The organism is Streptomyces fulvoviolaceus, from assembly GCF_000718165.1.
In the GTDB taxonomy this organism is placed as follows: Bacteria; Actinomycetota; Actinomycetes; order Streptomycetales; family Streptomycetaceae; genus Streptomyces; species Streptomyces fulvoviolaceus.
Map to the genome: position 1 here is coordinate 22,573 of NZ_JOEY01000084.1, position 8,164 is coordinate 30,736.

At 70.0% G+C, this 8,164-nt stretch carries 8 protein-coding genes; 2 read left to right on the forward strand and 6 right to left on the reverse strand.

Going from position 1 to position 8,164, the window contains the following annotated elements; all coding sequences use genetic code 11:
- Positions 1-62: 62 nt before the first annotated feature.
- Positions 63-878, forward strand: a complete 816-nt coding sequence (locus IG08_RS0149540) for a class I SAM-dependent methyltransferase (protein ID WP_043457278.1) — start codon at positions 63-65, stop codon at positions 876-878.
- A 92-nt stretch (positions 879-970) separates the two neighbouring features.
- Here the strand turns inward: IG08_RS0149540 and IG08_RS0149545 are convergent, their stop codons facing one another.
- From IG08_RS0149545 to IG08_RS63285, 4 genes are all read right to left on the reverse strand, one after another.
- Complete coding sequence (locus IG08_RS0149545; RefSeq protein WP_030620295.1) at positions 971-1,795, reverse strand: SDR family oxidoreductase; 825 nt, start codon at positions 1,793-1,795, stop codon at positions 971-973.
- Positions 1,796-1,869: 74 nt separating this feature from the next.
- Positions 1,870-2,340: a VOC family protein gene (locus tag IG08_RS0149550; RefSeq protein WP_234343185.1), complete on the reverse strand. Its 471-nt coding sequence runs from the start codon at positions 2,338-2,340 to the stop codon at positions 1,870-1,872.
- 136 nt (positions 2,341-2,476) lie between these two features.
- Complete coding sequence (locus tag IG08_RS0149555; protein WP_030620303.1) at positions 2,477-3,193, reverse strand: response regulator transcription factor; 717 nt, start codon at positions 3,191-3,193, stop codon at positions 2,477-2,479.
- A gap of 189 nt (positions 3,194-3,382) precedes the next feature.
- Positions 3,383-4,015 carry a GNAT family N-acetyltransferase gene (locus IG08_RS63285; protein ID WP_078656062.1) on the reverse strand — a complete coding sequence of 211 codons (633 nt, stop codon included), beginning with the start codon at positions 4,013-4,015 and terminating at the stop codon, positions 3,383-3,385.
- A gap of 459 nt (positions 4,016-4,474) precedes the next feature.
- Between IG08_RS63285 and IG08_RS0149565 the strand changes: the two genes are divergently transcribed.
- The gene (locus tag IG08_RS0149565) at positions 4,475-5,932 is read left to right on the forward strand and encodes an MFS transporter (RefSeq protein ID WP_030620309.1); all 1,458 of its coding nucleotides are present in this window, start codon (positions 4,475-4,477) and stop codon (positions 5,930-5,932) included.
- A 124-nt stretch (positions 5,933-6,056) separates the two neighbouring features.
- Here IG08_RS0149565 and IG08_RS0149570 read toward each other — a convergent pair whose 3' ends face one another.
- Positions 6,057-6,992, reverse strand: coding sequence for an SDR family NAD(P)-dependent oxidoreductase (locus IG08_RS0149570; RefSeq protein WP_234343186.1), 936 nt, complete (start codon positions 6,990-6,992; stop codon positions 6,057-6,059).
- Between the two features lie 24 nt (positions 6,993-7,016).
- Entirely contained in the window at positions 7,017-7,775 is a 759-nt protein-coding gene (locus IG08_RS55255; protein WP_234343187.1) for a cytochrome P450, read from the reverse strand.
- Positions 7,776-8,164: the final 389 nt, after the last annotated feature.

Genomic DNA, 8,164 nt, shown 5'->3' on the forward strand with positions numbered 1-8,164 from the left:
TGGAATCGATCTTCTAGGCTGGCGCGGTGACTGATGAGCAGGAGTGGGTGCAGCCGTCGGGAGTGTGGGCCACGGCGGTGGGAGTGGCCAGGGTGCGGGCGCTGGAGACCGAGCGGGAGAACGCGCTGTTCCGCGACCCACTGGCACAGGCCTTCGCCACCGCCGGCGGCCTGTGGCCCTCCTCGCCGCCGCTGCCCGATGACGCGGCCGCACGACGCCGCCGGCTGGCCGTGTCGTTCTCCATCGTCATCAGGACGAAGTTCCTCGACGACCTGTTGCAGCAGGCCTCCGCGTCCGGGGTCCGGCAGGTCGTGCTGCTCGGCGCCGGCATGGACAGCCGGGCCTTCCGGATGGACTGGCCCGAGGGCACCCGGCTGTTCGAGGTCGACACCGCCGCGCCACTGGACTTCAAGGCTTCGGTGTTGCGCCGGGAGCGGGCCGTCGCACGCTGCGAGCGGATCACCGTCGCGGTGGATCTGCGTGAGGACTGGCCGGGCGCGCTGGCCGCCGCAGGGCACGACCCGGCGGTGCCGACCGTGTGGATCGCCGAAGGACTGCTGATCTATCTGCCCGAGCACGCGGTGGAGCTGCTGCTGGCCCGGATCAGCGCGCAGTCGGCGGCAGGCAGTCGGCTGGGGCTGACGTTGGGCTCGCGCGGCGTGATCGAGCGCTTCGGCGCGGACGCCGCGCCGGGATCGGCGGCGTCCATGTGGGTCTCGGAGATGCCCGACGACCCGGTGGGCTGGCTGGCCGGGCACGGCTGGGAGGCCGGCAGCCGCACCCTGCGCGAGCGCGCTGCCGCCTACGGCCGCCCGATCAGCACCCCGCCGCAGCGCGAGGAGCGGCCCGGCGGACTGATCTCGGCGGTCCGCCGGTAGAGCGCCTCCCGGTTCCCTAGATAGGGCGAAAGGGTGCTGACCCGTCGTCAGGGACTGCCGGACGGACAGGCGTCAGGGGCGAGGACCTCGTGTCACCGGTCGCGCACGGCTGCGTAGACGCCGCCGTCGACCAGGATGTCGATGCCGTTGAGGAAGCTCGCCTCGTCCGAGAGCATGAAGGCGACGACGGTCGCGACCTCGTCCGAGTGGCCGGTGCGGCCAAGAGGTGTGGCGTCGATCAGCTTCTGCATCGACGCGTGCTGGGCGGCCTCCTGGCGGCCTTGCGGGGTGTCGATGATGCCGGGCGAGAGGGAGCAGGCGCGGGCGCCGACCGGTCCGAGCCGGACCGCTTCCTTGCGGGCGAAGCGGTGCACGCCGTGCTTGGCCCACGGGTAGGCGAGTGCGGAGTTCTCGATGTCCGGGCCGACGGCTTCGCGGATCCTGTCGAGGAAGTCCGACTGCAGCGGGTCGTCCAGGATCGCGGCGACCTCCGGGGTGGGCTCGACCCGGGCGAGCAACGGTGACATCGAGGCGAAGTACACGTGGGCCGTGCCCTCGGTGGCGAGGGGGCGCAGCGCCTCGGCCAGGAGGGCGGTGCCGACGAGGTCGACCTCGAAGATGCGCCGCCAGTCGGCCATGGTGGGTGAGATGCCGGCCGCGTGGGCGACGGCCCGCAGTGTGCCGAGTTCCGTGACCCGGGTGGCGAGCCGGGCCAGTCCCTCGCGGTCGGTGACGTCGAGGGCGAACGGCTCCGCGGTGGCCCTGTGGCCGGCTTCGTTGAGGTCCTTGGCAACCGCCGCCGCTCCCGCCTCGTCCCGGTCGACGAGCAGCAGCACGTCCACCTGGTCGGCGAGACGTCGGGCGCACGCCTCTCCCATCCCGCGTCCGGCACCGGTGGCAATACCTACGGTCGTCATACTCGCTCCTCAGAGAATTCAGGGATCCAGGGAATTGGGGAATTGGGGGGAATTTCGGGTCTTGCGGGTTCGGGCTACCTGGACCAGGCCTGCTCCAGGGCCGGCTTGGCCGCCCTGCTGACCAACTCGATCCGGAAGCCCGTCTGTTCGGCACTGCGCAGGAACGCGAAGAACAGGGCGCCGTCGGGACCCTTGCGGGTCGCCTCGGTCACGTAACCGTGGCGTTCGAGTTCGGCGGTGTCGGACGCGACGTCGTCGGACCAGTAGCCGAAGTGATGGATGCCGGAGCCGGGTGTCGGCTCCCACAGGGTCCCGGGCACGCGCCGGACGATCTCCAGCAGGGGCGCTGTGCTCTTCGAGCGCGAGTACGCGCACCGGAAGTCGATGGCGGCCTCGCCGTCAGGCAGGCTCACCTCCGTGGGCCCGCCCATCTCCTCACCCCACTCGAACCCGAACAGCTGTGAGAGTTGGTCCTTCGTCGCGTGGAAGTCCTCGGCGACGATGCCCACATGGAACTGGTCCTCGGGCCTCAGGGTGGGGTGCATGGCGGCTCCTCGAGTGCGGGGCTGCGCAGGTACGCAGACCTGCTACAGGCGGTCGAACACGCGACCAACTGCAGCTAAACGAGGAATGCTGACTTCTTCCGGACGGTCCCCCGAAAGCAAACGGATGCGACGCTCGTCACACCCCGGGGCGACCGAATACGTAGCCGAAACCGCGGCGCGTGTGGATCAGTGCGGGTTCCTCCTGGTCCACCTTCTGCCTCAGGCGGGAGACGAGTTTCTCGATGGCCTCGGCCGCGCGGAAGTCGCTCCAGACATGCCGGCTGATCTGCTCCTTCGACAGCACCTGTCCGCTGTTGACCAGCATGTGGCGCAGGAGCCGGTACTCGGCGGGGCTGAGGTCGAGTGGCCTGGCGCCGCGCTGGGCCCGGCACGTGACGTCGTCCAGGACCAAGTCGCCGTAGCGGGGCATTCCCAAGGACGGTTCGGAACGTCGGCCTCGCAGCAGGACCTCGACCCGCCCCAGGATTTCGGTGGCCCGGAAGGGCTCGGTGACGTAGTCCGCCGCTCCCCCGCCGAGTTCGGGGAGGAGAGTGTGGAGGTAGTCGCAGGTGATCAGGAAGAGTACGGGCGGTCGGTTCTCCAGGACGAGGCGACGACCTCGGGCGAGATCCCTGTTGTCCGGCAGGGTGGCGTCCCAGACCACCAGATCGAACCGCGACCGCCTGAGCCGCACCACCCCCTCGGCGGCACCGCTCGCCGCGTCGACGCGGTAACCCGCCGACTCCAGCGTCGTGGTGAGCAGTTCGGTGTCTCCGGGATCGCCCGCCACGACGAGAACGTCCCGCCTGTCCCCTTGACGCGACAACGGCTCCTCATCGGCATTGCCGTGCATGACCAGACCCTTCGTGTGACGATCACCGCCCGCCCGGACCCTGAGCCGGACGTCGGCAGGCCCGCGCGGTGGAGCAGGCGAGCCCGGGCGCGCACGCAGCCGTCCCGGCCTCGCACCCTCGGGCAGACGTTGCGACGAGCGGTCGGCCGGCTGATGCAAGAGCGTGGCGAGTCACCCGGGGCCGACATTTTACCAGGTATTTGCGTAACTCAAACAAATAGACAGGAACGGTCCGGACTCCCTTCCCGTCGGGCTACGCCGGACGGTACTCCGAGGCAAGGGGCCCGAAGGGGGTGCCATCGCCCCACTCCCCCTTGGTCCAGGCGCTCTGGACGAGGTGGCCCTCACGACGGAACGCCGCACGGTCCAGCAGTTTCGCCGAGCGGACGTTATGTCCGTCGCAGCGGCCGAAACCCTGTGCGGTCCCTCATCCACCAGCAGGAACTCCACGATCAGATACGCCACCGCCTCGATGGCGTATCCGCGGCCCTGGAATGCCGGCGCGAACGTAAGGCCCAGTTCCGCCTGCCGTCCACCCTCACTGCGACACACCCTGAGATCGCCGACGGCCCCCGGGGCGCCCCGCCGCTCGACGCCGCACTGGAGCGTGGGGATCGCTGACCGAGAACTTGGCCACCAGCCACTCGGCCTCCTCCAGCGACACCGGCGACTCCCAGGACCCTGATACCGACTCACCTCTGGTTCCGACCGGTACGCGGCCAGTGCCTGCGCGTCTCCCGATGCGAACCGTCGGGGTGCCGGTCTCGCCGTCTCCATGCCGTTACTCCCAAGGAACAGCAGGGGCTCTCCGCGCGCGCCCATCGATTCCCCCAAGGGTCAGGACTGAGGCCCGCCATGCGTTCGGGGCGGTCACTGCCGTAGGACGGCAGCAACGGATCGGCGCCATTCCACTGAGTGGGACTCAAACCGATCACGCGCTACGCAACACCCCGCCGCCAATGACGACAAAAGCGCTGGTCACAGCGACGGAAAGGGTCGCCACACGGGGCGCGTCGACGTCCGGGCCGCTTTTTCTGCGCACCCCATTGATTGTACCGACCGTTGGGTCTACCTTTCCGGCAGCCGCACAAAAGCTCCAAACGGGTGCCACACATATCCGCGCCCGTCACCACCACGCGCTGCCCCCACACGCCCGCATCTCCCGGCCCGTCAGCCGCTCGGGCCGACGTGACCGACGGGTGCCGACACCGCGCCGAACGTCCCCACCTGTCTGGACCAGAGCCACTCTCTGGACGTCCGCTCACCCACGGAAGGCCGCCGATGTCCCAGACAAAAACCGCCAGCCCGCAAGTCCCCGAGAGATCCCCCTCCACCACGCGCAACGTGCTCGTCATCGTCGCGCTCGTGTGGACCGTCCAACTGGTCGCACTCATGGCCGCGTTGTCCGGCATCGCGCAGGCCGATGTCGCGATCCACTTCCGGACCACCGAGATCGCGTGGTTCACCCTGATGACCCTGCTCACCGGGACGTTCTTCCTGCCCTTCGCGGTCAAGGCCGCGGCCCTCTTCGGCAAGAAGAAGGTTCTGCTCGTCGCCACCGGGCTGGGCTTCGTCGGCGACCTGATCGCCGCCGTCGCCACCGACTACCGCACCCTGCTGATCGGCCGCGGCATCGCGGGCGTCTACGCGGCCACCGCCCCGCTCGCCTACGCGATCACCCGCGACGTGTTCCCCCGTCGCTGGGTCGGACTCGCCAGCGGCATCCTCGCCGGCGGTGTCGGCCTCGTCGCCTTCGGCGGACCGTTCCTGTCCGGCTGGCTCCTGGACGACTACGGCTTCCGCGGCGTGCTGTGGTTCATGGCCATCAGCACCGCCGTGAGCTTCATACTGGTGGCGGCCTTCGTCCCCGAGAGCCCGGTCCGCGAGGCGGGCGGCCGGATGGACTGGCTCGGCGGCATCCTCCTCGGCGGAGGGATCACGGCGCTCGTCTACGCCGTGGGCCAGGGCTCGCACTGGGGCTGGGGCAGCGGCACGTTCGCCGCCTGGGTCGCCGTGGCGCTGATCGCGCTGATCGCCTTCGTCCTCGTCGAGCGCCGCGTCGCCGAACCGTTGTTCCCGCCGGCCATGACCCGGCGTCGCTCGGTGTGGACCGTCCTGCTGGCCACCTCCATAGCGGCCGGCTCGCTCAGCGCCGTCGGCGTCGTGATCCAGCTGCTGATCCTGATGCCGAACATCCCCAACGTCTCCGAAGGCCTGGGCTGGTCCGGCACCCACAACGCCATCGTCACCAGCCCCATCAGCGCCATGATCATCGTGGCGGCCGTCGGCACCGGTTTCCTCGCCCGCCGGATGGACGCACGGATCCTTCTGGGCACCGGCTCCGCGCTCACCGTCCTCGGCTACGGCATCGGCACCCAACTGCACCACAGCGCCGGAGAGATCGTGGGGATGGGCCTGATCGCGGGTACCGGCACGGGCATGGTCATGGCCATCGTGCCCATCATGATCATCGAGGTCGTCACCCCCGAGGAACAGGCGCTGGCCAACGGCGCCCAGACTCTCGGCCAGGGCGTCGCACAGATCGTCGTCTCCCAGCTGGCCTTCGTCGTGATGGCCCAGCACGGGGCGATCATGCACGGCACCCAGTTCTACCTCGACACCGGCTTCACCAACGGGCTCTGGCTGGTCGTCGGTTGCTGCGCCGTGGGCACGCTGCTCGTCCTGCTGATCCCGCGGAGCAAGCGCCTCGACGAGGCCGAGGTCGGCCAGGCCGCCTGACCCCGCGGCCCCGCCGCTCGCCACCCGGCACCGGCTCTGCCTGCTTCCCCTCCCCGGCCGTTCACCCGGGAAGGACGAAGCGGCGGGCCGGTCCCGCGTTTCTCAGAGCATGCACGCGGACCGGTCAGTCCTGTCGTACGGCTGCTGCCGCGCGCCGTGGGAACAGCGCTAGGGCCGGGCATTCCGCCCGGCCCTCGCGCTGTTGCTGGACACGCCCTCCTACGACGTCGCGGAATCGGCGACAGGCGTGAACTGGTGCTTGAGGAAGGAGCCCGACCAGGCCATCAGGTCGGAGGGCACGTAGTAGCCCTTCTCGTCGTTGATCGCGTCCCAGTTCGCGGCGACGTCCGTCCTCGACCGTGGCCGCACCGTCCGCGTGCGCGTAGCCCTCGGTGGAGGCGATGAAGAGGCGGGCGAAGCGGCCGGCGCCGGCGGTGTAGATCTCGCCGTTGACCGGGCAGCTCTCGTGGGCGAGGTAGGCCACCATCGGCGCCACCGCGCTGGAGGGCATATACGGCTGTCCGGGCACGGGCTGTGCGTCGTCCGGCTGCTCTCCCCCGCCCATGCGGGTCATCGCGGCCGGCGCGATCAGGTTGACCTTGATGCCGTGGGGTTCGCCGGCCAGCTTCGCGCTGCGGGCGAGCCCGACGGTGCCCGCCTTCGCGGCCGCGTACGACAGGTTGTTGTCGAGGCCGAACATGCCGCTGGAGTTGTCCAGCTCGATCTCGGGCAGCCCCGCGTACCGGACGATCCCGGCGTTGTTGACCAGGACGTCGATCCGGCCGAAGTGCTCGAGCGCGGTGCCGATGATCGCCTCGCCGCCCTCCGGCGTGGACACGTCGTGGGTGTCGGCCACCGCGGTGCCGCCCGCGGCGGTGATCTCGTCCACGACCTTCTGCGCGGGCCCGGCGTCCGATCCGTCGCCCTCGATCGACCCACCGAGGTCGTTGACGACGACCTTCGCCCCGCGCTCCGCCAGCAGGCGGGCGTAGGCCCGGCCGAGACCTCGGCCGGCGCCGGTGACCACGGCGACGCGCCCCTCGAAGCTGAAACCACTCATGTGCGACTCCTGTAGTGAAGCGGGCTACCAGGTGACCGGTAGTGCGGCGATACCGGCGGCGAGCGAGTCGGCCGGGCGGAACGTGAGCTCCTCGCGGTCGACCGCGAGACGCAGGGTCGGGATACGGCGGTAGAGCGTGCCGTAGACGACCTGGAGCTCGATGCGGGCGAGCTGCTGGCCCAGGCACTGGTGGATGCCCCAGCCGAAGGCGTGGTGGTGGGTCGCCTTGCGGGTGAGGTCGAGCTTCTCCGGCTCGGGGAAGGCGTCCGGGTCCCAGTTCCCGGCCGGCAGCGGGACGACGATGCCGTCGCCCGCCTTGATGTCCACACCCTCGAACTCGAAGTCCTCGCGGGCGATGCGGCGCTGCCCGAACTGGGCGACGGTCAGATAGCGCAGGATCTCCTCGACCGCGCCGGCTGCGTCCGTGGTGTTGTCGATCTGCTGCAGCCGCGCCAGCTGCTCGGGGTTCTCCAGCAGCAGCGCGGTGCCCAGCGTGATCATGGTGGCGCTGGTCTCGTGCCCGGCGATCAGCAGGATCATCGCGAGCAGGGTCGCTTCGGGGAGGGTGAGGTCGCCGTCCTTGACCCGGGCTGCGAAGTCGGAGAGCACATCCTCGGCCGGCTCCTCCGTCTTCTTCTGGATCAGCCGGGCCAGGTAGCCACCAAGCGCCGCGTTCGCCGTCTGTTGCTGCTCGGCGGTCTTGTCGCTGCGGGTGGCGAAGGAGGCGTGCTCCTGGAAGAAGTCGTGGTCCTCGTACGGCACACCGAGCAGCGCGCAGATCATCAGCGAGGGCAGCTCCGCCGGATCCGCGTGTGGTCGGCACCGTCGGCGTTGAAGATCGTGAGCGGGTGATGGTGGGCCGTCTCCGCCATGGCCTGGTTCGGGTACGGGAAGCCGGGCTGCTTGTCGTCCGAGCTGACCCGGGGGTCCGACAGGATCGCGCGCTGCGCGGCATGCCCGGCGATCGTCCTGGTACTCGTAGACCTGCTCGTCCGGGGCGGGGCGGATGTCTGCCTCGGCCATGGGTTTTCCTCCAGTAATGAGGGTGGGGGAAGGGGGAAGCTCGGGAGGTTCTATTCCTCGATGCGGATGGCCAGCGCGGGGCAGACCGCGGCCGCGGTGCGGACGTCGTCGGCCAGCTCGGCGGGCGGGTTCTCGTTCAGGACGACGAC